The organism is Mycobacterium sp. E3339 (assembly GCF_001666915.1).
GTDB lineage: Bacteria > Actinomycetota > Actinomycetes > Mycobacteriales > Mycobacteriaceae > Mycobacterium.
The window spans coordinates 1-21,947 of the sequence record NZ_LZIZ01000010.1 but is presented as its reverse complement, the minus strand read 5'-3'; the positions used below and the strand labels follow the sequence as shown (position 1 = coordinate 21,947).

Annotated in this window: 17 protein-coding genes and 5 pseudogenes; 8 read left to right on the top strand and 14 right to left on the bottom strand. The window is 69.5% G+C overall.

Annotation, left to right across the window (positions count from 1 at the left end; translation table 11 throughout):
• Positions 1 to 243, top strand: a pseudogene (locus tag A5702_RS00510) (glycosyltransferase); the annotation flags it as partial.
• Between the two features lie 241 nt (positions 244 to 484).
• Here the strand turns inward: A5702_RS00510 and A5702_RS00505 are convergent.
• The 7 genes and pseudogenes from A5702_RS00505 to mutA all read right to left on the bottom strand — a co-directional run bounded on the left by A5702_RS00505 (position 485) and on the right by mutA (position 10,846).
• A complete protein-coding gene (locus A5702_RS00505) occupies positions 485 to 1,288 on the bottom strand; it encodes a TylF/MycF/NovP-related O-methyltransferase (protein WP_046183086.1) in 804 nt (267 codons plus the stop codon).
• A gap of 516 nt (positions 1,289 to 1,804) precedes the next feature.
• On the bottom strand, positions 1,805 to 2,914 hold the full coding sequence (locus A5702_RS00500) for an NAD(P)-dependent oxidoreductase (RefSeq protein WP_055404662.1): 1,110 nt from the start codon (positions 2,912 to 2,914) through the stop codon (positions 1,805 to 1,807).
• A 183-nt stretch (positions 2,915 to 3,097) separates the two neighbouring features.
• Entirely contained in the window at positions 3,098 to 4,015 is a 918-nt protein-coding gene (locus tag A5702_RS00495) for a sulfotransferase family protein (protein WP_068217339.1), read from the bottom strand.
• 355 nt (positions 4,016 to 4,370) lie between these two features.
• On the bottom strand, positions 4,371 to 5,657 hold the full coding sequence (locus tag A5702_RS00490; RefSeq protein ID WP_067824137.1) for a serine hydrolase domain-containing protein: 1,287 nt from the start codon (positions 5,655 to 5,657) through the stop codon (positions 4,371 to 4,373).
• 52 nt (positions 5,658 to 5,709) lie between these two features.
• Positions 5,710 to 6,710 (bottom strand): annotated as a pseudogene (gene meaB, locus A5702_RS00485) (methylmalonyl Co-A mutase-associated GTPase MeaB).
• Entirely contained in the window at positions 6,711 to 8,963 is a 2,253-nt protein-coding gene (gene scpA / locus A5702_RS00480) for a methylmalonyl-CoA mutase (RefSeq protein ID WP_067824141.1), read from the bottom strand.
• A 5-nt stretch (positions 8,964 to 8,968) separates the two neighbouring features.
• Complete coding sequence (gene mutA / locus A5702_RS00475; protein ID WP_068217336.1) at positions 8,969 to 10,846, bottom strand: methylmalonyl-CoA mutase small subunit; 1,878 nt, start codon at positions 10,844 to 10,846, stop codon at positions 8,969 to 8,971.
• A 168-nt stretch (positions 10,847 to 11,014) separates the two neighbouring features.
• On the opposite strand from mutA, the gene A5702_RS00470 reads away from it, so the two are divergent.
• The 3 genes from A5702_RS00470 (at position 11,015) to A5702_RS26070 (ending at position 13,053) form a co-directional block, all read left to right on the top strand.
• Entirely contained in the window at positions 11,015 to 11,782 is a 768-nt protein-coding gene (locus tag A5702_RS00470; protein WP_068217333.1) for a TVP38/TMEM64 family protein, read from the top strand.
• Between the two features lie 137 nt (positions 11,783 to 11,919).
• A complete protein-coding gene (locus A5702_RS00465; RefSeq protein WP_068217330.1) occupies positions 11,920 to 12,714 on the top strand; it encodes an endopeptidase in 795 nt (264 codons plus the stop codon).
• 99 nt (positions 12,715 to 12,813) lie between these two features.
• A complete protein-coding gene (locus A5702_RS26070) occupies positions 12,814 to 13,053 on the top strand; it encodes a hypothetical protein (RefSeq protein WP_156349661.1) in 240 nt (79 codons plus the stop codon).
• Positions 13,054 to 13,100: 47 nt separating this feature from the next.
• Here the strand turns inward: A5702_RS26070 and A5702_RS00460 are convergent.
• Positions 13,101 to 14,309: pseudogene (locus A5702_RS00460) on the bottom strand (sensor histidine kinase); the annotation flags it as partial.
• 249 nt (positions 14,310 to 14,558) lie between these two features.
• Here A5702_RS00460 and A5702_RS00455 point away from each other — a divergent pair.
• From A5702_RS00455 to A5702_RS00445, 3 genes and pseudogenes are all read left to right on the top strand, one after another.
• Positions 14,559 to 15,275, top strand: coding sequence for a response regulator transcription factor (locus tag A5702_RS00455; RefSeq protein WP_067824150.1), 717 nt, complete (start codon positions 14,559 to 14,561; stop codon positions 15,273 to 15,275).
• Positions 15,272 to 15,781, top strand: a pseudogene (locus A5702_RS00450) (two-component sensor histidine kinase); the annotation flags it as partial. The gene A5702_RS00455 and the pseudogene A5702_RS00450, both read left to right, overlap by 4 nt.
• Positions 15,782 to 15,889: 108 nt before the next feature.
• On the top strand, positions 15,890 to 16,147 hold the full coding sequence (locus A5702_RS00445) for a hypothetical protein (RefSeq protein ID WP_055404652.1): 258 nt from the start codon (positions 15,890 to 15,892) through the stop codon (positions 16,145 to 16,147).
• 9 nt (positions 16,148 to 16,156) lie between these two features.
• Here A5702_RS00445 and A5702_RS00440 read toward each other — a convergent pair whose 3' ends face one another.
• From A5702_RS00440 to A5702_RS00430, 3 genes are read right to left on the bottom strand one after another with little or no spacing between them, the layout of a single operon-like run.
• Complete coding sequence (locus A5702_RS00440; protein ID WP_068217325.1) at positions 16,157 to 16,513, bottom strand: DoxX family protein; 357 nt, start codon at positions 16,511 to 16,513, stop codon at positions 16,157 to 16,159.
• 9 nt (positions 16,514 to 16,522) lie between these two features.
• Positions 16,523 to 17,665, bottom strand: coding sequence for an SPFH domain-containing protein (locus A5702_RS00435; protein ID WP_055404650.1), 1,143 nt, complete (start codon positions 17,663 to 17,665; stop codon positions 16,523 to 16,525).
• 49 nt (positions 17,666 to 17,714) lie between these two features.
• A complete protein-coding gene (locus A5702_RS00430) occupies positions 17,715 to 18,152 on the bottom strand; it encodes an NfeD family protein (RefSeq protein WP_055404649.1) in 438 nt (145 codons plus the stop codon).
• 57 nt (positions 18,153 to 18,209) lie between these two features.
• On the opposite strand from A5702_RS00430, the gene A5702_RS00425 reads away from it, so the two are divergent.
• On the top strand, positions 18,210 to 19,121 hold the full coding sequence (locus A5702_RS00425; RefSeq protein ID WP_068217323.1) for a hypothetical protein: 912 nt from the start codon (positions 18,210 to 18,212) through the stop codon (positions 19,119 to 19,121).
• Here A5702_RS00425 and A5702_RS00420 read toward each other — a convergent pair.
• The 3 genes and pseudogenes from A5702_RS00420 to fabG1 form a co-directional block, all read right to left on the bottom strand.
• Positions 19,107 to 20,139, bottom strand: a pseudogene (locus A5702_RS00420) (ferrochelatase); the annotation flags it as partial. The gene A5702_RS00425 and the pseudogene A5702_RS00420 sit on opposite strands and share 15 nt — an antisense overlap.
• Before the next feature lie 22 nt (positions 20,140 to 20,161).
• Entirely contained in the window at positions 20,162 to 20,971 is an 810-nt protein-coding gene (gene inhA, locus A5702_RS00415) for an NADH-dependent enoyl-ACP reductase InhA (protein WP_055404646.1), read from the bottom strand.
• 29 nt (positions 20,972 to 21,000) lie between these two features.
• Positions 21,001 to 21,768 (bottom strand): 3-oxoacyl-ACP reductase FabG1, encoded by a 768-nt coding sequence (fabG1, locus tag A5702_RS00410; RefSeq protein ID WP_067824165.1) that lies wholly within the window; start codon positions 21,766 to 21,768, stop codon positions 21,001 to 21,003.
• Positions 21,769 to 21,947: the final 179 nt, after the last annotated feature.

The window sequence follows — 21,947 nt, the reverse complement described above, 5'->3', positions numbered from 1 at the left end:
AAGTTTGCGCTGGCCTGCTATGGAACTCGAGGCGACATCGAGCCTTCCGTCGTCGTCGGTCGCGAACTCCTGCGCAGGGGCCATGACGTGCGGATGGCGGTGCCGCCCGACCTGATCGGCTTCGCCGAGGCGGCCGGTCTCCCGGCGGCCGCGTATGGGCTAGAGACCCAGCTGTGGCTGGACGTGTACCGCAACTTCTGGACGTCTTTCTTCGGCGCGTTCTGGAAGGTCCGGGAGCTGCGCAGGAGTTCGCGACCGACGACGACGGAAGGCTCGATGTCGCCTCGAGTTCCATAGCAGGCCAGCACAAACTTCATCGCGAACCAAGCCTTTCACTTGACGTGCGCACCGGCGACGGCAGGGGCACCGGTCATTATGGCCGGTTCTCCGGTGCCGGGGGCGGCTTCGATCCTCCGCGTGCGCACGGCGATACCGCGCTCGGAGCGTCAGCGCGCTCCGGTGCGGCGCCCCGGGCGGGTTGCCCTCACTTGCGCCAGAGCACGCCCGTGCCGTCGATCTCCTGGATCTCCGCGGTGATGCCGTGCTTGGTCCGGTAGTCCGTGGTGGCCTGCCGGCACGCGTCGAGGGCGTGGTAGTCGTCGATGATGCAGAAGCCCCCGGGCGACAGCCGCGGGTACAGCGCGTCGAGCGCCTGGATCGTCGATTCGTAGAGGTCGCCGTCGAGCCGCAGGACGGCGATTTGATCGATGGGGGCGTCGTTCAGCGTGTCCTTGAACCAGCCGGGAAGGAAACGAACCTGGTCGTCCAGCAGCCCGTAGCGCGCGAAGTTGGCCCGGACCTCCGCTTCCGGTATCGCGAGGATGTTGGCCGCACGGTGCAGGTTGATTCCCGCGTCCGCCTTGTAGTTGGCCGGGTCCGGCGGCGGTACGCCGGCGAACGAATCGCACACCCATACGCGGCGCGCCTCGTCGCCGTAGGCCGAGAGCACCGCGCGCATCAGGATGGAAGCCCCTCCGCGCCACACGCCGCATTCGACCAAGTCGCCGGGAATGTCCTCGGTCAGCACCGTCTCGACGCAATGTTGCAGGCTGGTAAGGCGCTTCATCCCGATCATCGTCAGCGCATCCGCGGGCCAGTCCTGGCCCAACTCCCGCGCTTGCTGATCGAACGGACGCTTACGGACGAGCATGTAGCTGCCGGTATTGAGAATCGGCCGCCCGATGCGATACCACCGGACTGGCACCAGTTCATCTGAGCCGTATCTGGTCAAGTCGCGTCGGAGCAGGTCGAGGTACGCAGACCGGGTATCGCGGTCGGTCACAGTCAAGATTGCCCCCTGTCTCGCATTTCAATACTCCCGATGTTGAGCCTAGCCGCCTATCGGCGCCTCTAGTACGTTTCGAGTTTTCTGGAATCGGATCCGCCAAGCGGATGGTTGTTTGCTCACGTGGGTTTCTCGGCCATTAGGCGCATTCGGCGCGTCCAGCGGAACGGCCGGTGGCCGACCCAATTTCGCCATCCGTCCGCCACCCCGAGGAGCAAACCCATTCCTGCACTTGGGTTCTAGTGATCGGCGTGCTGCGATGGGTCGCGGCGCGGCACCTGTCGCCTGCGTAAGCCTAGGTCATGCTGCTGCGCTCACTCGCCCTTCTTCAACATGCGTCACACGGGGGAAAAGCTTCGCGATTCGCGAAGCCGGCGTGCGGCCACGATACGCGATGTGATGCCTCGACAGTACCGGGCTGGAATGCTACCGCACCACGGCTTTTGGCGGCGCGTTGCTCACATTCGAGCCCGATCGCGAGTGCCCGAAATTAACCATGTAGTTAATGGCCGATCGCTTTTAGCGTTGGCCGGCATGCTCTACCGGCCGGCCACCGACGCTGTCGCTCGCCGCGGGGCCGGACTCGGGGAGGCTGCCGATCCACTCGAGCAGCACACGCAGACCGTCGTCGAGCGTCCACTTCGGGCGCCAACCGAGCTCGTCCATCGCCGGCTGGATGTCGCAACTCGCGGCGCGGACGTCGCCATCGCGGAACTTGGGGACGAGCACCGGTTCCGGCGCGTCGAACGCCGCGGCGATCTTCCTGGCCAGCTCATGAATGGTCGTCCCGATTCCCGACCCGATGTCGAGGCAACGGGAACCCTTGGCGGGCTGCTGAACCGCGGCGAAAACGGCATCCACCACGTCGTCGATGAAGACCAGGTCGCGCACGATTCGCCCGTCCTCGTACACCTCCGACGCGCGTCCCTCCCGCGACAACCGCGCGAAGAACGGCACGACACCGGTGTACGGATTGCTCAGCGGCTGACCCGGCCCGAAGGCATTCTGCAGACGCAACACGCTGAGATTGGTGTCGTGCGCGGCCGCCCAGGCGGCCAGCAGGTGCTCTTGCGCGAGCTTCGTCGCCCCGTAGACGTTGGTGGGCCGCGGCTCCGTTCGGCCCGCGGAGCTCGGAAGCGGCACCGCCGGTTCGCCCGCGGGCCCCGGCGGATCCCAGATGCCGGCCACCAGCTGCGCATGGCTGCGCGGCGGCGGATAAAAGACCTCACCGCCGGACTGCCACGCGCCCTCGCCGTAGACCGCCCTGGACGACGCCAGGACGAACTGCTCGGGCACCAGTCCCTTGCGGCCCAACGCGTCCAGCATCTGGGTGGTGCCCACGACATTCACCGCGCCGTGGCGCGTCGCCTCGGTGAGCGACTGAGCGGTCCCGGTTTCGGCCGCCAGATGGACGACCTGGGTGGGCCGGAACAACCTGAGCACGGCGTCCCAGTCGGGCGCGTGCGTGACATCGCCGGTGAAGAACCGCACGGACGGCGGAAGGTCGATCGCGCGCCCGTCGTGCACCTGTGGGAGCAGAACGTCCATGACGGCGACGTCACAACCAACTTTGACCAGGCGGTGCGCAAGCGCGGAACCGATGAAGCCTGCGCCTCCGGTGATGAGCACGGACGATGACAAGAGCCGGCGCCTCCCAGTTGAGTGCGGAAAAGTTTGACCGGCACGCCTGCCGAGGTGCGATCCGGTCGATCATATCGGGGGCCCGCTCGGCGAAAGCTGGATTGCCCGGATAGATGTCAGGGGCGCGCGACGGCGACCGAAGGCGCGATTAGGCGCCCCGGTGGACGGCGGTTAGGCCCAAGATCCCCTGCGTCGGTGCGCCATGGCGACGACCTCGAGGATGGGCTTCATGACAGAAGGCCTGAGCAGCCGAACCAGCGTGCTGTTGGAGTAACCGCGGGCGTTGTCGAACGCCGTCCGGAAATCGTGTTCGCTCGCCCGATAGGCCTCGAAAACGCGATCCAACTCGGCCTCGTCCCAGGGCTCGTCCGCGGCGGCGGCGTGCATCGCGCGGTAGACCACCGACATCCAGTCGGTGCCGAAGCGATCCGTGGGCGGACCGTCGCAGTCGCGATTGCGCCGAAGGTCCGGCGACAGGAACTCGTCGACGGCCGCCTCGTCCTCGGCGACGAGATCGATGCCGAGCGCCGTGGAAATCCGCTTCATTTCCCGGCGCCAATCGTCGAGGAGGTTGGTGTACTCGACGAACACCCGCGGCAGGCCGCGCGTCTGGCGTTCGGACACCAGGTTGCCCTTGAGCCATAATGCGCTCACCAGCTCCGGCGACGCCCCGGCGAGGCGTCCCATCGACGGGACCACCTCCTGCGGGTGGCGCACCGCGATTACCACGGCGATGTCGAAGCCGGCCTTGCGCGCGGCCTCGAACCACATGTCGGCGAGCACATTGATCTGCAGGTCCTTGATGACCACCACCGGGGCGGCCGGCAGCTTGTTGACATACGACTGGATGTCAACCATGCAAGAGGCCTTCTCTTTGGCGCTGAATTCGCCTTCCTCGAGCACGCGCAGCGAAGGGTCCCACCAAGCGCTGCCGTGACGTTCCAGAATTGCCCGGTTGAGCAACAGGGATTCGCGCGGTTCCCAATAGCCACGCTGGTTGCCTTCGTCGGCCCCCATCATCCCGACGGGAAGCGTGGCACCGCACAGCGAGAGCACCCGGGTGAGGGCGGACGTTCCGGATCTCCCCATACCCAGGACGAAGATGGCGATCGGCCGGGTTGCACTCCCGTTCAACGCCCTCTTGCCGGTTGCCTGGCCCCTGCGACTGACGTTTTTTGTGATACCGCTCAGCACTGTCCACCATCCATCGTTAAGCAGGAGAGCAGCAAACCCTCCGAGACGCCATAAACAAGGGCCCCCACCCTGGTTTGGGCACTGTCAGATACTGGCGGAATCGTAGCAACGCAACCCGTTATCCCGCAGTATTTGCCGATTATTCACAGCTGAGATGCCGCTCGGCGGTAGAAATCTTGCCGACACAATCCCGTAATCGAGAGCTGTAGCAAACGCAGGCGTAAATTATCGAGGACTGGTTGCGCGGCGATCAACCCGCGACGGCCCCCGGCTGGTAGTACGGCGCCCCGTATTCGGTCACCGGCGTGAAGCCGCGCTTGCGGGCCTTCTCGGCGGCCTTGCGAATCAGCGCGTAGATGCCGACGAACGCCGCGTGATCGGTCATCACGAACGGTGTCAGCAGCCGGTTGTGCACCAGCGAGAACGCCACCCCGCTGGCCGGGTCGGTCCAACCCAGCGAACCGCCCAGGCCGACGTGGCCGAAGCCGGGCATCACGTTCCCGAACGGCAGGCTGTGGTAGCCCAGGTGGAATGCCAAGGGCACGAACAGGTTCCGGTCCGGACGCAGGCTGCGCCGACCGGTCAGGCCGGCGACCATCTCCCGGGACAGGAACCGGATGCCGTCGACCTCGCCGCCGTTGGCGATCGCGCCGTACATCCGCGCCAGCCCGCGGGCCGTCGCCACCCCGTTGGCCGCCGGGATCTCCGCATCCAGCAACGGGATCTCGCCCTGCACCGCCGCGACCATGCCGGGGAAGTACATGGACCGGAACCCGCCGGACAGCTCGTTGGCCACCCTGCGCGTCACGAAGCTCAGGACCGGATTGCGCACCATGTTCTGCGGCGCGATGATCTCGGCGACCCGCGTCGGTGCACCCGCCGGCGGGCGACCCAGATACAGCCCGTCGGTGCCCAGCGGCTCGGCGAGCTCCTCGCGGATCAGCGTCCGCATGCCCTTTCCGGTCACCGCCCGGGCGAGGCCGGACATCAGCCAGCCGAAGGTCAGCGCGTGGTAGGCCGGCTTGCCCAGCAGCCGCCCCGGCGAGGCCGCGGCCAGTCGCTCTTCCATCACGACGTGGTCCAGCAAGTCCTCGGAGCGGGCGCCGCGCAGGCCCGAAAGGCCGGCGGCGTGCCGCATCACGTCGCGGACGGTGAGGCTCTCCTTGCCGTTCGCCCCGAACTCGGGCCAGTACTCGGCGACGGGCGCCTCGTAGTCGATCAGCCCGCGGTCGGCGAGCCGGTGAATGACGGTGGCGGCCATTCCCTTCGTCGCCGAGAACACCATCGGCGCGCTGTCGGCCGACCACGGCCGGTGACCGCCCCGGTCGGACCAGCCGGACCAGACGTCGACGACGGGTTGGCCGTCGAGATACACCGCCAGGGCGCCGCCACCGAAGCGGCGGGCGGGGAACATGGTCGAAAAGCTGCGAACGACGCATCCGAAATGTGAGTCCGCCGCGCCGGACACACGGTGACCTGCGTCAAGGTCATCGTGGACAGGGACCGCGCGGCGATCGACTCGGGTTTGAACCGTCACGCTTTTGAATTTACTTGGATTTCACACCTTCCCGGTGCGAAATGTAGATTATTTACCTATCCGTTAGTCTGACGCGGCCGTCAGTATTTGCTCGGCCGCCAGCGCCGGGGTCAGCTCCCCCGCCTTCACCTGGCGTTCGATGTCCGCACGCATCTTGCGCACCTTGGGATTGGACAGCACTCGGTCCAGCACGGTGTCGCGGACCAGCTGCCACGTCCAGTCCACTTGCTGCGCGCGCCGGCGCGCCTCGAACTCGCCGGCCTCGGTGAGCACCTGACGATGGCGTTCGACGGTGTCCCACAGCTCCTCGAGGCCGGTCCCCTCCATCGCGCTCATGGTGAGAACCGGTGGCCGCCAAAGTGTTTCGCGGGGATGTATCAACCGGATCGCCGAGGACAGTTCGCGGGCGGCCATCCGCGCCTCGGCGAGGTGCTCGCCGTCGGCCTTGTTCACCACCACGATGTCGGCCAGCTCCAGCGCACCCTTCTTGATGCCCTGCAGCTGATCGCCGCTGCGCGCCAGCGTCAGCAGGACGAACGTGTCGACCATGTTGGCCACGGTCACCTCGGACTGGCCGACGCCGACGGTCTCGATGATGATCACGTCGAATCCGGCCGCCTCCAGCAGCACCACGGTCTCGCGGGTCGCCTTTGCTACACCGCCCAAGGTGCCCGACGTGGGCGACGGGCGGATGTACGCATCCGGGTGCACCGCGAGCCGCGCCATCCGCGTCTTGTCGCCGAGGATCGACCCACCGCTGCGCGTCGACGACGGGTCGACGGCCAGGACGGCCACCCGGTGGCCCTTCTCGATCAGATGCATGCCGAGGGCCTCGATGGTGGTGGACTTCCCCACCCCCGGCGTCCCGGTGATGCCGACCCGGTGCGCGTCGCCCGAGTCCGGCGTCAGCTCGAGCAGCAGCCGCTGGGCCTTCTCGTGATGGTCGGCGCGGGTGGACTCCAGCAGCGTGATGGCCCGCGGCAGCGCGGCGCGGTCGCCGCCGCGAACGGCGTCGGCCAGATCCTCGACGGAGTCGCTCTTGCGGGGGGCCATCTAGTCGAGTGGGTAACCCAGCCGCTCGGCGAGCTTGTGCAGCAAGCCAATTGCGGCATCAGCGATCACTGTCCCGGGCGGGAAGATGGCGGCGGCCCCGGCCTCGTACAGTTCGTCGAAGTCGCCGGGGGGAATGACGCCGCCGACCACGATCATGATGTCGGGCCGCCCCACCTCGGCGAGCGCGTCGCGCAGCGCCGGCACCAGCGTCAGGTGGCCGGCGGCCAGCGACGAGACGCCGACGACGTGCACGTCGTTGTCGGCGGCCTGCCGGGCCACCTCCTCGGGCGTGGAGAACAGTGAGCCGACGTCGACGTCGAACCCGAGATCGGCGAAGGCCGTCGCGATCACCTTCTGGCCGCGGTCGTGACCGTCCTGGCCCATCTTCGCCACCAGAATCCTGGGCCGGCGGCCGTCGGCCTCGGCGAACTTCTCGACTAGTTCTGTGGCGGTTCCGATGTTCGGGGCCTTTCCGGCTTCGTCGCGGTAGACACCGGCGATGGTGCGGATCTCCGCCTGGTGCCGCCCGTATACCCTTTCCAGCGCGTCGGAGATCTCCCCGACCGTCGCCTTGGCCCGGGCGGCGTCGATCGCCAGCGCCAGCAGATTATTACCCAGCCCGTCCTCCCCGGCGCGCCCGTGTGCCGCGGCGGCGCGGGACAGCTCGCCCAGGGCGGCCTCGACGGCGGCCTGGTCGCGGCTGGCCCGCAGCTCTTTGAGTTTGGCCAGCTGCTCGGCGCGGACCCGGCTGTTCTCGACCTTGAGCACCTCGACCTCTTGGTCCTCTTCGACCTGGTACTTGTTCACGCCGATCACCGGTTGGATCCCGGAGTCGATGCGGGCCTGGGTGCGCGCGGCCGCCTCCTCGATGCGCAGCTTGGGGATGCCGTCGCTGATCGCCTGGGCCATGCCGCCGTGCTCGGCGACCTCGGCGATGTGGGCGCGGGCCTTCTGCGCGAGCTGATGGGTCAGCCACTCCACGTAGTACGAGCCGCCCCAGGGGTCGATGGGCCTGGTGGTGCCCGATTCCTGCTGCAGCAGCAGCTGGGTGTTGCGCGCGATCCGCGCGGAGAAGTCGGTGGGCAGGGCCAGCGCCTCGTCGAGGGCGTTGGTGTGCAGCGACTGGGTGTGCCCCTGGGTCGCGGCCATCGCCTCGATGCACGTGCGCGCGACGTTGTTGAAGGCGTCCTGCGCGGTCAGCGACCAGCCGGAGGTCTGCGAATGGGTGCGCAGGGAGAGGGATTTGGTGTTCTTGGGGTTGAACTGCGCGACCAGCTCGCTCCACAGCAGCCGGCCGGCGCGCAGCTTGGCGACCTCCATGAAGAAGTTCATCCCGATGCCCCAGAAGAACGACAGTCGCGGCGCGAACTTGTCGATGTCCAGGTCGGCGTCCAGGCCCGCCTTGATGTAGTCGACGCCGTCGGCCAGCGTGTAGGCCAGCTCCAAATCGGCTGTGGCGCCTGCCTCTTGGATGTGATAACCGGAGATCGAGATGGAGTTGAACTTCGGCATCTTCGCGCTGGTGTAACCGAAGATGTCGGAGATGATCCGCATCGACGGCTTGGGCGGATAGATGTAGGTGTTGCGCACCATGAACTCTTTGAGGATGTCGTTCTGGATGGTGCCGGCCAGCTTCTCCGGCGGCACCCCCTGCTCCTCGGCGGCCACCACGTACAGCGCCAGGATCGGCAGCACGGCGCCGTTCATCGTCATCGACACCGAAACCGTCGAGAGGTCGATGCCGTCGAACAGCTGGCGCATATCGAGGATGGAATCGATTGCCACGCCGGCCATTCCGACGTCGCCCTGGACGCGGGGATGGTCGGAGTCGTAACCGCGGTGGGTGGCCAGGTCGAAGGCCACCGACAGGCCCTTCTGGCCGGCGGCCAGGTTGCGGCGGTAGAACGCGTTCGACTCGGCCGCGGTGGAGAACCCCGCGTACTGGCGGATGGTCCACGGCTGGTTGACGTACATCGTCGGGTACGGGCCGCGCAGGAAGGGCGGTTCACCGGGGAAGCTGTTCAGCGGGTAACCGCCGGCTGCCGCGGCGGCCCGGTCGGCGCCGATGTACACCGGCTTGACGGCGATGTCTTCGGGCGTGTGCCACTCGAGCTGGTCGGGCGTGTACCAGTGCGCCGCCGCGGCGGCGGCGACGTGCTGTTCGACGGCGGCTTCGGTGGGCGGCGGCAGCGGGCGGCCGCCGGTTAGCGGAACCTCGGCGAAGTTTCCGATCACGGGTGCGGTTGTGGTCATTGCGGCTACGCTCCCAGTCGACTGAGCAGGTTCGAAAGGGCTTCGACCGCATTGATTTTCGCGGTCAGGAACTCGTCGGGCCGGTGCTCGGCATCGCCGACGGCCTTCTCCGGTCCCGCCAGGTAGACCCTCGATACCCCGGCGGCTCGGGCCGCCTCGACGACGGCCGCGGCCTCATCCTGGTAGCGCTTGTCGGTGCCGCAGATGACCGCGACGCCCGGTGATCCCGCGTCGGCGACCGCCTTGGCGACACCGGCGGCGTCGATCGATCCGGGGTTGACGGCCTCGATGCCGCCCGACGCCAGCAGGTTGCTCGCGAACGTGGCCCGAATGTTGTGCTCGGCCAGCGGGCCCAGCGGAAGCAGCAGCGCCTGCGGGCGGGCGCCGGTGCGGACCAGGAAGACGTCGGAGCGGTCGCGCAGTGCCTCGAACGCCGCGGCGTAGCGCCGCAGGTTGCCGGCGGCCAGCGGTGTATCTGACGAATCATCCTGTGCCAGAGGAGGTTCCGTGAGGTTCGGGAACTCGCTGACACCGGTGATCGCGGTGCGACGATGCGCGATGTCGTCGGCGCGTCGCGCGGCCACCTCGGCGATCTGGCCGGCGATGTAGTCGTGCGCCTCGACGAACCCGCCGCGCGCCTCGATGGCCTGGAAGTGCTCCCAGGCCTGCTCGGCCATGCGCGCGGTGAGGTCCTCGACGAACCACGAACCGCCGGCCGGGTCGAGCACCCGGCCGACGTGCGACTCCTCCAGCAGCAGCAGTTGGGTGTTGCGGGCGATCCGCCGGGCGAAGCTTCTCGCGGTGCCGGGGAAGCCACCCGGGATCGCCACGTCGAACGGGAACACCAGCACGGTGTCCGCGCCACCGACGCCGGCGCCGAACGCGGCCAGCGTGCAGCGCAACATGTTCACCCACGGGTCGCGCTGGGTCATCATCGGCAGCGACGTCTCCGCGTGCACGGTGACGGCCCCGCCGTCGGGATCGCCGACGACCTCCGCGACCCGCGCCCACATTTGACGCACGGCCCGCAGCTTGGCGAGCGTCCCGAACTGGTCGTCGTCGGCGGCCAGCCGGAAGCTGATCTGCCGCAGCGCCTGGCCGACCGGCATGCCCGACTCGGTGAGCCGCCGCAGGTAGGCGACCCCGGCGGCCACGGTGCCGGCCAGTTCCCAGGTCGCGTTCGCGCCCAGGTTGTGGAACGCCGGCCCGTCGACGGTGATCGCCCGTACGCCGCGCTCTTCGGCGGCGCGCTTGGCGACCGCGAGGACCTCGTCGAGGTCGGGCGCGGGACGGTCGCTCAGCGCCGCGGTGAGCGGGTCGCCACCGAGGTCGATCGAGAGCAGGTCGCGCTGGTCGGCCTCGACCCCGCCCGCCATCGCCAGCATGGCCTCGGCGGCGGCGGCATAGTCCGCGCCCGCGTCGAGGATCACCGGCGCCATGCTCAGGTGCACGCCCGACACGGCACCCTCGAGCTGGTCGGCGGTCACGCCGGACTCCCCGACCCGCAGCACCAGGGCGCTGGCGCCGTTGCCCAGCGCCTCGAGCACCGCCGCATTGACCTCCGCGGCCGCCACCCCGGCGACGCGATCGGCCGGGAACGCCTCGGCCACCTTCCAGCCGGATTTGACGTCGCGCCGCGCATCGGCGCCCCGCACATAGGGCCATTCACCTGGAAGCGGCGGTTCCGGCAGCTCGTCCAGCGCCGTGTACAGCGCCCGGATCGCGATGCCGTCGTAGGTGGGGGTTTCCAGCAGCCGCTCGGGATGGTCCCCGAGTTCCTCGGGGTCCTTCCGGGTGCTTTTCGATAGCACGCCGGCGACCGCACTGCGCCAACGCCCGCGAACCTGTTCTAGTTCGGCAAGCTCGGGTACATCAATGGACACCGATTGCTCCCTTTTTCCCAGCAAATGGGGCCTGCGACTTACTAATGAGGCTAGTTGATCGAGCCTGTCGGCAGAAAACCGCGACGCGCGACGAGCGGGGCGGTCCGGCGATGAAACGCCAGCCTCGGGAAACGAGTTATTCACCTGCGACCCGTAACCTTTACAGGCGTGACGGCTTCCGCCACCTGCAGAATCAACCGGACGCTGCGCGACCTCGCCGGCGCGCTGGGCGCCGCCGCGCGCCTGCTGTCGCGGCCCCGGGCGATCGCCACAGTGGTCGGTATCACACTCCTGATCGCGGCCGCGTCCTGGCTGCCCCTGCCCACGCCGGTGCAGATGCGCGACTGGGCGGAGTCGGTGGGGCCATGGTTCCCATTGGCGTTCTTGGCCGCGCACATCGTGGTCACGGTGGTGCCGGTACCCCGCACGGCGTTCACCCTGGCCGCCGGGCTGCTGTTCGGCCCGTTGGTGGGCGTGGCGATCGCGGTGGTCGCCAGCACCGCCAGCGCGGTGATCGCGCTGCTGCTGGTGCGCGCGGCCGGGTGGCGGCTGAACCGCCTGGTTCGCCACCGCGCGATCGACACGGTGGACGAGCGCCTGCGCCAGCGGGGCTGGCTGGCCATCCTGTCGCTGCGGCTGATTCCCGCCGTGCCGTTCTCGGCGATCAATTACGCCGCCGGCGCGTCGACCGTGCGCCTGCTGCCCTACACGCTGGCCACCCTGGGCGGCCTGCTGCCCGGCACCGCCGCCGTGGTGGTCCTCGGCGACGCGCTCGCCGGTCACCCGAGCTCGCTGCTGTACCTGGTGTCGATCTGCACGGCGACCCTGGGTTTGACGGGATTGGTCGTCGAGATCCGCCACTACCGGCGGCACCATCGCCGGGCGCACCGTGCCGCGGGCGACGAGGCCGCCCCCGAGCCGGCGACCATCGGCTGACCCGTCGGCCGGATCTGGCCAATCGCGTGAATTGATGGGCCGAATGCTGGCAAGCTGGGCTCAGACACCGGCACCGCGCGCAAGGGGGGGTGTTGGCCGGAATTCATGTGCCGTACCTGGCGACACAACCTTCGCGAATGCACAACGCGCTACTCGTGATCGCCTCGGTGTTCTGCGCGGCCGCGTTCGTGGCCGCGGTGTGCCTGCTGTCCAGGAACGCCGCCCAGACGGCCCACGACGCCGCCCCGCCGCCGGTCCTGGCCCCGATCGACCTGCCCGCGGCCAGCGCCGTCGGCCCCGGTTCCGGCATCTACGTCCAGTACGCCGACGGATCGGGTGGGATGGGTTGTACCGCAGGGTTTTTGGTGCACACCAGCACCGGTCAGGCCGGTGTGCTCACGGCCGGGCACTGCAACCGGCCGGGTCAGCTCAGCAAGGTGTCGATGAACCTGGCCGGCATCCTTCCCTACGCGACGGTGGGCACGTTCCGCCGTACCGTCAGCGAGGGCGTGCACAACGAACAGCACGACATCGGCCTGATCGTGCTGGACGGCGAGAACGTCCCGCAGGCCTCGGCCATCGGGTCCGCGCTGCCGGTCTCCGGCGTCGCCACCGGGTTGCAGGTCGGCGAGGAGTTGTGCAAGTTCGGGATGGGCACCGGCGAGGCCACCTGCGGGGAGATCACCCAGATCACCGGGAGCAAGGTCGTCTTCCTGGCGCCCGGCCAGTGCGGTGATTCGGGCGGCCCGGTCTATCGGAATCAAAGCGACGGCACCGTCGGCGCCGTCGGGATCCTCATCCGCGGGGGCGCCCCGTCCACCCCCAAGCACGGGTGTTCGGCCCCGGCCAAGTTCTCGGTCGCCGAGTTGATCCAGCCCTGGCTGGACGAGTGGCATCTCACGGCCGTCACCGCGGCGTCCACGGCCGGCTGAAAACGGTTGCGCGCCGGCTTCTTCAGGCTGGCTTCAGGCTGACTTCCTACTGTCGCGGCGGCGGCGATCGACCGCCGACAGTGAGGAGAGCGAAGCCAAGTGAATATCAAACAACTCGTCGCCGGTTCGTTGGTCGCGGGCGCCCTCGGGGCGACCCTGGCCGGCTTCGGCGCCGCCGTGGCCAGTGCGGATCCGCCGCCGCCACCACCGCCCGGACAGCCCGGACCACCGCACCCGCCGGGGGAACCGTTCGGCGGGCCGCCGGGGCCGGGCGGGCCCGTTGGTCCGCCACCGCCGGGCCCGGGCGACCCGTTCCGGCCACCGCCGCCGGGATTCTGACGTTCGCCGCGCCGAGCGGTGGCCGCCTCGCCTGGGGCGGCCACCGCTCACCGGCGTTCGACCGGCAAGTTCAGCCGGAACTCGGCGCCGCCGTCGCGCGGCAAACACACCAGGTCGCCGCCCTGAGCGCGCGCCAGCGCCCGCGCGATCGGCAGGCCCAGCCCGGCTCCGCCGTGATCGCGGCCGCGCCCGGCATCCAGGCGCACCAGGCGCTCGAAGATCCGCTCCCGCTCGCCGTCGGGAATGCCGGGGCCGCTGTCGGTTACGGTCACCTCGGCGTCGCCTCCGCTTATGCGGACATCGATGGTGATGGCGCCACCGGGCGGGGTGTACCGGCGCGCGTTGTCGAGCAGATTGGACAGGATCTGCGCGAGCCGGGTGGGGTCCGCGTTGACATGCAGCTCGGCCAGGCCGGTGCGACGGACGGTGAGTTGCGGGGCGAGCATGGCGGCCCGGTCGGCTTCGGCATCCGCGATCGCGGCGAGGTCGACGTCGTGGGAGTCCAATGGCAGCCCGGCGTCGATGCGACTCAGATCGAGCATGTCCGCGACGAGGCGCCCGGCGCGTCGGGCGTCCGACAGCAGGAGGCTGGCCCGACGGTATTGACCCTGCGCCACGTCGTCGCCCTGATCGGGAGAGGCGTTGTTGGCGAGCTGTTCCGCGGCGACCTGGATCCCGGCGATCGGGGTGCGCAACTCGTGGGCGGCGTCGACGAGGAAGCGGCGGGTGGCGGTCTCGGCGCGCCGGGCGGCGTCCGCGGCCCGCTGGGCCCGGTCCTCGGAAGCCTCCAGGGCATCCAGCATCCCGTCGAAAGCGCTTGCGGCACGCCCTAATTCGGTGTCGGCCCGGTCGGGCCGGAGCCGTCGTCCGCGATCGCCGGTCCTGATGTCGTTGGCCAGCGCCGTCAGCCTGTCCAATGGGCGCAACGCCACCCGGCTGACGGCCACTAGCAACAGCGCGGCGGTCAGCAGGGTCGCCACGCCGGCCCCGATCATCAGCAGGCGCAGCTGGTGCGTCACCTGGGTGGTCTGCGTCGTGTCGGCGACCAGGATCACCCGGGAGCCATCCGGCAGTGGGCGCACCACGGCCGTCGCGGTGGCGTCCGGTGGGGGCGGCGGTCCCGGCGGCGGCCCGGGCGGCCCAGGCGGCGGCGCAAACCCGAAACCTCCAGGGCCACCCATCGGCGGGGGCGGTGGCCCATGATGCAGCGCCATCATCGGCGGCGGCCCCGGCAGCGGAGGTGGACCGGGCGGACCCACGCTGATGATCCAGGCGAAGGCGATCGCGGCGATGGTGCCGACCGCGCCGATCAGCGCGCCCGCCACCCCGGCGCCGACCACGACGCCGGTCGAGTGGCGGCGGGGCGGAGGTGGGTCGATGGGCGGCGCCGGCGGCGGGGTGGTGTCGATCTCGTCATTTGTGGTCATGGCACCGGACGGTAGGAGCCGGAACTGAAGTGGACCTGAAGATGCCGGCTTCAGCTTGGCTTCAGGTCCGGCGCCACAATGGGAGGCATGACGAACTGCCCCCGGGCCGGCCATTTCAGCGTCGGAGCGCCCCGGGTGCTGGTTGTCGAGGACTCCGAGACGATCCGCGAAATGGTCAGCGAGGCGCTCACCGACGTCGGCTATCACACCGCCGGCAGCCGCGACGGCGACGGGCTGGAGGAGGCGCTGGACGGGCTGCGGCCGGACCTGGTGGTGCTCGACGTCATGCTTCCGGGCCGCGACGGCTTCGACCTCATCGACGTCATCCGCGACTGGGGCGATGTCGGGATCGTCATGATCACGGCTCGCGACGGCCTTGAGGATCGGCTGCGCGGCCTCGACGGCGGGGCCGACGACTACGTGATCAAGCCGTTCGAGCTGGCCGAACTGGTGTCGCGCGTCGGGGCGGTGTTGCGCCGGCGCGGACGGCTGCCGCAGGTCGTTCAGCTCGGTGACCTGATGCTCGACGCCGACGCCGGCGTGGCCGCGCGCGCCGGTAGTCGCCTCGAGTTGACCGCGACCGAGCTGCGGCTGCTGGCCTTCCTGGTGGAGCAGCGCGGCCGCATCGTCAGCGCCCGCCAGATCCTGAACGCGGTGTGGGGGTACGACGCCTACGACCCCAACCTGGTCCAGGTGCATGTCAGCGGATTGCGACGCAAGCTCGAAGCCCACGGGCCGCGAATCCTGCACACCGTGCGCGGCATCGGCTACCGGCTGCAGCCCCAGCGATCATGACCACCGCGGCCACGACGCGGACCCCGTCCCTGCAGCGCCGGGTGACGGTGGTGGTGGTGGCGTTGCTCGCCCTGCTGCTGGTGGCGCTCGGCGTCACCGTCGACGTCACCCTGGGCGTCCTCGCCCGCAGGAACCTGCACGACCGGCTGCTGGCGGCCGCATCCCGGGCCGAGGCGCTGGACGCCGCGCACACCTCGCCCGAGCTGCTGGCCGCCGAACTCAACGGCGGCGGGGTGCGGGCACTGCTGGTCACCGCCGACGGCGCGACGTACGGCGACCGCGGCATCAGCCCCGACACCGTCGCCGGTCCCGTGGTCCCCCCACCGTTTCCGCCCCCGCCACCATTCGCGCCGCCGCCGCCGATGATGGCGCTGCATCATGGGCCACCGCCCCCGCCGATGGGTGGCCCTGGAGGTTTCGGGTTTGCGCCGCCGCCTGGGCCGCCCGGGCCGCCGCCGGGACCGCCGCCCGGCTTCGCGCCGCCGGCGCAACCGTCCCCGGCGCCGCATAGCTGACCGAACCGCCGCCGTCACGATCCCTCGAATCGTGGCGGCGGCGGTCGTCGCGCCAGTAGCGTCGCGGTTACCGCCCATCCGACGACCGTGGAGAGCCGCATGACCTCGGACAACACCGGAACCCGCCGCTTCCCCGCCGGCGTGGCCGCCCTCGCCGGGCTGGCCGGCCTGGTGCTCGGCGCCCTCGCCGCCTTCGCGATCACCGGACTGGTCTGGACGGTCCGGGTTCAGCTTCCGCCGCCGCCCTACCCGCCGCCGCTGTCGTCGCAGTCGGTGGGCGGGGGCGGGTGCGTCTACACGGCGCCGCCGTCACCGACGTCGGTGCCGGCGCCCCCGCTGCCGACGCCCCACGACTGACCGCCCGTTTTAGTTGCGGTCGGGTCCCTTCGCCGTCATCACGGCGAAGGTTGCCAAGAACAGCGCCGCCGGCAGGGCGTTGACGACCTTGTCGCGCACCCGGATGTGGGCACCGAGCGCCAGGACGAAATACACCGTCAGCATCGCCGTCGTCACCCGCGCCAGAGCCGGGAAGCGGGTGACCGACAGCAGGCCCACCGCGGCGGCGGCCTTCACCACCGGCAACACGGGCCGCACGTTCTCCGGCAGCCCCACGTCGTCCAGCACTTTCTTGATCGGGGCCACCTGGACACCGCACAACACCGCGTCCACGGCGTGGAAGCCGCCGAGCGCAACGTAGGTCTTCGGCGAAGTGAAAACGCTCATGGGCCAATCCTATTGGGTCAGCTGCGGCGGCGGTCCCGGCTCGCCATCCACCGGCTGGCGGGCGATCGCCTCGGCCTTAGCCACCGCCTGAGCGATCGCCGGGTCGGTCTCGGTGGAGAACCAGTCGGCGACGTCGGCGTCGTCGTCGGCGCTGTGCTTGGGCGCATCGTCGACCGGGGAGGGCTGGAACCGGAACACGCCGTCCTCGCCCGGGGCGCCCAGCAGCTTGGTGAATCCCTGCAGCGCAGTGCTGAAGTCGCTCGGCACCACCCACACCTTGTTGGCGTCACCGCGCGCCATCTCCGGCAGGGTCTGCAGGTACTGGTAAGCCAGCATCTCGGGGGTCGGCCTGCCCGCCTTGATCGCGGCGAACGTCTTCTCGATGGCCTTGGCCTGCCCCTGCGCCTGCAGGTAGGCCGCGGCGCGTTCACCCTGGGCACGCAGCATGCGGGACTGCCGGTCGGCCTCGGCGGCCAGGATCGCGGCCTGCTTGGCGCCCTCGGCGGCCAGGATCTGCGCCTGCTTCTGCCCCTCGGCCTCCTTGATCGCCGACTCGCGCATACCTTCGGCGGTCAGGATCATCGCCCGCTTCTCGCGGTCGGCCTTCATCTGCTTTTCCATCGATGCCTGGATGGACGGCGGCGGGTCGATGCTGCGCAGCTCGACCCGGGCCACCCGCAGGCCCCAGCGGTTGGTGGCCTCGTCGAGCACGCCGCGCAGCTGGCCGTTGATCATGTCGCGTGAGGTCAGCGTCTGCTCCAGCGTCATCCCGCCGACCACGTTGCGCAGCGTGGTGGTGGTGAGCTGCTCCACACCCACGATGTAGTTGCTGATCTCGTAGACGGCCGCCTGCGGGACGGTGACCTGGAAGTAGACCACCGTGTCGATGTTGAGGGTCAGGTTGTCCTCGGTGATCACCGGCTGCGGCGGGAACGACACCACCCGCTCCCGCAGGTCCACCCGGGCGCGCACCCGGTCGATGAACGGCACCAACAACGTCAGCTGACCGCTGACCGTCCGGCTATATCGGCCCAGCCGTTCGATCACCGCGGCCTCCGCCTGCGGTATCAAGGCCACCGATTTCGCCACCACGACGATGGCGAATATCACCAATACGGCCAGCAATACCAAACCAGCAACCGCACCCTGCACCCGAGTTCCTTTCTCTCCCAGAGGTTTTGGCAGCGCTCTCGCGCAGTCGTTATGGACCGCTCTTGAAGACCACCGCCGTGGCGCCGTCGATCTGCATGACGGTCACCGACTCCCCCGGTTCGTAAACGTCCCCCTCGTTGAACGGACGCGCGGTCCATACCTCGCCGTCGAGCTTCACCTGGCCCTCGTCGCGGTCGATCCGCTCGAGCACCAGCGCCTTCTTGCCCTCCAGCGCCTCGATGCCCATGTGCGGCACGTGCGCCGGCGTCAGTTGCCGCCGCAGCGCCGGGCGCACCAGCACCAGCAGCAGAATCGAGACGACCAGGAAAACGATCCCGTTGGCCCAACCCGGCCAATCGGTCAGCCAGCTGGTTGCCGAGGCGGCGAGCGCGCCCCCGCCGAGCATCATCAGGAACATATGGCCCGTGAGCGCCTCCGCACCGGCGAGCACCAGCGCGGATATCAACCAAAGCACTGCGGCGTGCATGCGGTCAGAATACGCGTGATCCGCCTTTGCCGGGCAAAACAACTACACTGCGGAATCGTGTGGTGTCCCAGTGTCTCGCTTTCCCTGTGGGCCAACGCCTGGCTCGCAGGCAAGGCCGCGCCCGACGACGTCCTGGACGCGTTATCGGTATGGGCGCCAAAGCAATCGGTCACCGCGTATGATGCGGTCGCCGCCGGTCATACCGGGCTGCCGTGGCCGGATGTGCACGACGCCGGAACGGTGACGCTGCTGCAGACGCTGCGCGCCGCGGCCGGTCGGTCGGCGCCCGGCCCGGGCCGGTTGCGCGGAACGATCAACATGCTTTTGCCGGTGCCCGGCGACGTGCGCGGGCTCGCCCCCGGGACGCAATTCGAGCGCGACGCGCTGGCCGCGGGTGAGGCGATCATCATCGCCAGCCCGCACGACCCCGCCACCGCGGTGGGGCTGGTGCCCGAGTTCTCCTACGACGAAGACGACTTCTCCGACCTGTGCGCGCTGTCCTGGACGGTCTACTCGCTGCCGGGCGCGCCGGTGCTCGACCATTACGAGCTCGGGGATGCCGAATACACGCTGCGCTCGGCCGTGCGATCGGCCGCCGACGCCCTCGGCGCCATCGGGCTCGGATCGGCCGCGGCCGACATCGAGGATCCGCGCGGACTCGTCGAGCAGCTGCTGGAATCCGCACGGCAACACCGCGTTCCCGACCACGCGCCCTCGCGGGCGTTGCGGGTGCTGGAAAACGCCGCGCACGTCGACGCCATCATCGCGGTCAGCGCCGGGCTCAGCCGCTCGCCCGACTCGCCGGAACGATTCGCCGCGCCGGTCGCCGCCGGCCCCGAACCGTTCGGAGCCCAATCCTCTTCGGAGGCACGCATCGCCAGCGATGCGTTGCGGCCCCTGACCGCCGTGGTCCGCTCGGCGCGGATGGCCGCCGTCACCGCGATCCTGCATTCGGCCTGGGCCGACTGAGGGCGCGCTAGTCGCTGTCGCCGCGCGCGCAATGCGGCGGGCGGCAGGGCGCGCCGTCGACGCTGGCCAGACAGCCGGGCACCGGGTCGGGTCCGGCCACCCGGGTGGGGTCGCGGCCGCTACGCAGCTCGTCGACCAGATCGGCGGCGAGACGGGCGAATCGGCGATCGGCGTTGGGGGTGGCGGCCCGGGCGAACGCCAAACCCTCCGCCTCGGCCTGGGTTCGCAATTCCTCGTCGAGATCCCACACCACCTCGATGTGGTCCGCGACGAACCCGATCGGGCAGACGATGACGGCCTGGGTCCCCGCGGCGGCCAGTGCCGTCAGATGGTCCTCGACGCTCGGTTCCAGCCACGGCACCTGCGGCGGCCCGGACCGCGACTGCCAGGCCAGGTCGTAATCGGCGTAGCCGGCCGCGGCCGCGACCAGCCTTGCGGCGTAAGCGACTTGGCGGCTGTAGAGCCTGGGGCCGAGGCGCTGGTCGGCGGCCACCGGGACCGAATGCGCGGTGAACACCAGGCGGGCGCCGTCGGGCACGGACTGCGCTGCGGCCGCCACAGCGCCGGCGAACATCTCGACGAAGAGCGGGTGGTCGAAGTACGGCCGCAGCTTGACCAGTTCGGGCGCGTCCGGCCCGGCGGCCCGCCGCGCCCGGGCGATGTCCTCGGTGTACTGCGTGCAGCTGGAGTAGCCGCTCCACGCCGACGTGGTGAACACCGCGGCGCGGCGAATCCCGTTGTCCCGCATGGCTGCAACGGTGTCTTCGACGTAGGGCGCCCAGTTGCGGTTGCCGAAATAGACCGGCAGGTCCAGTTCCTCGCGCAGCTCGTCGATCAGGGCGCGGTTGATCCCGTTGATCGGTGACACCCCGCCGAAATGCAGGTAGTGCCCGGCGACGTCATCCAGGCGTTCGGGCGGCACGTTGCGGCCGCGGGTGACGTTCTCCAGGAACGGCCGCACCTGCTCGGGCCCCTCCGGGCCGCCGAAGGACAGCAGCAGGACGGCGTCGAAGTCCATTTGGAGTCAGAGCATTCCGCTGTTAGAGCAATTGGGTGCTGGCGCCGCCGTCGGCGAAGATGATGGTGCCGGTGGTCGCCGGCAGCCAGTCCGAGAGCAGGGCGCACACCGTCTTGGCGACGGGCGTGGGGTCCTTCATGTTCCAGCCGATTGGCGCGCGCTGGTCCCAGCCCTCCTCCAGCAGCTGCATCTGGGCGCCGGCCTCCTCGCCGAGGGCCCCGCCCACGATCGCCGACATCGCCAACGTCCGAATAGGCCCCGCCGCAACGAGATTCGAACGCACGCCGAATTTGCCGGCCTCGCGGGCGACGAACCGGTTGACCGACTCCAGCGCGCTCTTGGCCACGGTCATCCAGTTGTAGGCCGGCATGGCTCGGCTGGGGTCGAAGTCCATGCCGACGATGGACCCGCCGGGGTTCATGATCGGCAGCAGCGCCTTGGCAAGCGAGGCATAGGAATACGCGGAGATATGGATGCCCTTGGCGACGTCCTCGTACGGCGCGTCGAAGAACGGGTTGATGCCCATCCCGGTCTGCGGCATGAAACCGATCGAGTGCACCACGCCGTCGAGCCGGTTGCCCTCACCGATCTCGGCGGTCACCCGGTCGGCGAGGGTGTTCAGGTGCTCCTCGTTCTGCACGTCGAGTTCGATCAGCGGCGCCTTCTCCGGCAGCCGGTCGGCGATGCGCTGGATCAGCCGCAACCGGTCGAACCCGGTCAGCACCAGCTGCGCGCCCGCCTCCTGGGCCGCCTTGGCGATGTGAAACGCGATCGACGAGTCGGTGATGATCCCGCTGACCAGGATTCGTTTGCCGTCGAGCAGTCCTGCCATGTCCGTCCTTAATGTCTTCGTGGGTGAATTCAGTGGCCCATGCCCATGCCGCCGTCGACCGGGATGACCGCGCCGGCGATGTAGCCCGCATCCTCGGACGCCAGGAAGCTGACCGCCCCGGCGACGTCCTCGGCGGTGCCGACCCGCTTGGCCGGAATGAATTCCAGTGCGCCCGCCTGGATCCGCTCGTCCAGCGCGCGAGTCATCTCGGTGTCGATGTAGCCGGGCGCGACGACGTTGGCGGTCACCCCGGCCTTGGACAGCTCGCGGGAGATCGAGCGGGCCATGCCGATCAGGCCGGCCTTCGCGGCCGCGTAGTTGGACTGGTTGCCGATGCCCCACATGCCGGACACCGAGCCGATGAAGATGATGCGGCCGAACCGCTTGCGCTGCATGCTGCGCGAGGCGCGCTGGGCCACCCGGAACGCCCCGGTGAGATTGGCGTTGATGACCTCTTCGAAGCGCTCCTCGGTCATCCGGATCAGGAAGGCGTCCTTGGAGATACCGGCATTGGACACGAGCACCTCGACCGGCCCCTGGTGCTCCTCGACCTCTTTGAACGCGCGGTCGACGGCCTCGTTGTCGGTGACGTCGCACACAACGCCGAACAGCCCCTCGGGCGCCCCGGACCCGCGGTGCGTGACGGCCACCTTGTGGCCGTCGGCGGCCAGCCGCTGCGCGATCGCCAGACCGATTCCCCGGTTTCCGCCCGTCACCAGCACGGAACGGGATACGAATGCGGGTTTGCCGCCGGTGGCGGCACTTTCGGTGGTGTTCTCGGTGGCCGTGTCAGTCACCCCGACAACCTAGCGCCTCGGCGTCATCGCGCCGAAATTGGCTCCCCGACGTGCCGCGAGCGTCACACTGGCGTGGCAACCGAGGCCCGCCGTCACGCTGGCGTGACGCTCGACGGGACGATCACGTCGGGAGGCGGCGGTTGATCAGCAGCGCCGCCAGCGCCGCCAACGCCAACACC